Source organism: Ideonella azotifigens (genome assembly GCF_006519715.1).
GTDB lineage: Bacteria > Pseudomonadota > Gammaproteobacteria > Burkholderiales > Burkholderiaceae_C > Ideonella > Ideonella azotifigens.
The window spans coordinates 1-1082 of record NZ_VIDT01001165.1 but is presented as its reverse complement, the minus strand read 5'-3'; the positions used below and the strand labels follow the sequence as shown (position 1 = coordinate 1082).

The following is a 1082-nucleotide window of genomic DNA, read 5'->3' as shown; positions in this document are numbered from 1 at the left end:
GGCGGCTCTACGGCGGCGGGGACGGCTACCTGTTCGGCCAGGCCGGTGCCGGCTGGCAGCAGGACCACCTGGCCCTGCAACTCGACCGCGTGATGGTCGACCCAGCCGCCCGCCCGCTCTACGGTGTTTCGACAAACAACAGCTGGGTGGCCAGCCTGGTCTGGAGTTTCTGACTTTATTTCGCCGGCATGCAACCATTTGCGGCCAAGCCCGGTACAGACGGACGTCCAGCGCTCGCCTTCCGTCACGGCCCCCGTCATGTTCCTCCTGCCTTCGCTTCGCCGCCGCCCTGCATCGGCCTCGGTCGCCTCGCCCGACCAGGGCTGGCTGCGGCGCATTGCCGAGACACAGGATCGTGAGGCACTGACCGCGCTCTACCGCGAATACCAGCCGCGCCTGGTGCGCTTCCTCGGCCGGGTGACCCGCCACGAGGCCTTGATCGAGGAGGTCATCAACGACACGCTGTGGATCGTCTGGCAGAAGGCCGGCGACTACCGCGGCGAAGCCCGTGTGTCCACCTGGATCCTCGGCATTGCCTACCGCGTGGCGATGAAGGCCTTGCGCGACCAGGACGATCCCTGCTGGCACGGCAGCGACGACGATCTCGAATCCCTGGCCGGCCAGCAGGACCCCCACGCCACCCACGAGGTGCGCGACTGGCTGGCCAAAGGCCTGGCGCGCCTGCCGGCGGACCAGCGCCTGACGGTGGAGCTGGTCTACGGCCAGGGCCACACGCTGGAGGAAACCGCAGCCATCATGGAATGCCCGGTCGGCACCGCCAAGGCGCGGCTGTTCCACGCCCGGGTGAGACTGCGCAACCTGTTGCCCGACCTGGCCGGCGAACCCGGCCTGGCGCGCAGCGAAGGAACCCAAGATGAATCCCGCTGAAATGCAGCGCCACCAGGCCACCTGGGCCCTGCTGCCCTGGCTGGCCAATGGCAGCGCCACGCCCGCGCAGCGCCGCCAGGCCGAAGCCCACCTGGCCACCTGCGCCGACTGCCGCGAGGCCCTGCGCCACGAGCAGCAACTGGTCACCGAAATGGCTGAGCCTGCCACGCCCGGCCCCGACCTGGAACAAGGCC

At 69.6% G+C, this 1082-nt stretch carries 2 protein-coding genes; both read left to right on the top strand.

Annotated elements, in window-relative coordinates:
- Positions 1 to 258: 258 nt before the first annotated feature.
- Positions 259 to 888, top strand: a complete 630-nt coding sequence (locus tag FKP22_RS31360; RefSeq protein ID WP_141292062.1) for an RNA polymerase sigma factor — start codon at positions 259 to 261, stop codon at positions 886 to 888.
- Positions 875 to 1082 (top strand): zf-HC2 domain-containing protein (locus FKP22_RS31355; RefSeq protein WP_141292061.1); only part of this gene is annotated, 208 nt, incomplete at its 3' end. The genes FKP22_RS31360 and FKP22_RS31355, both read left to right, overlap by 14 nt.

Excerpts from the sequence above, each read along its gene's own strand:
- FKP22_RS31360 (WP_141292062.1), top strand. The coding sequence starts at position 259 with ATGTTCCTCCTGCCTTCGCTTCGCCGCCGCCCTGCATCGGCCTCGGTC.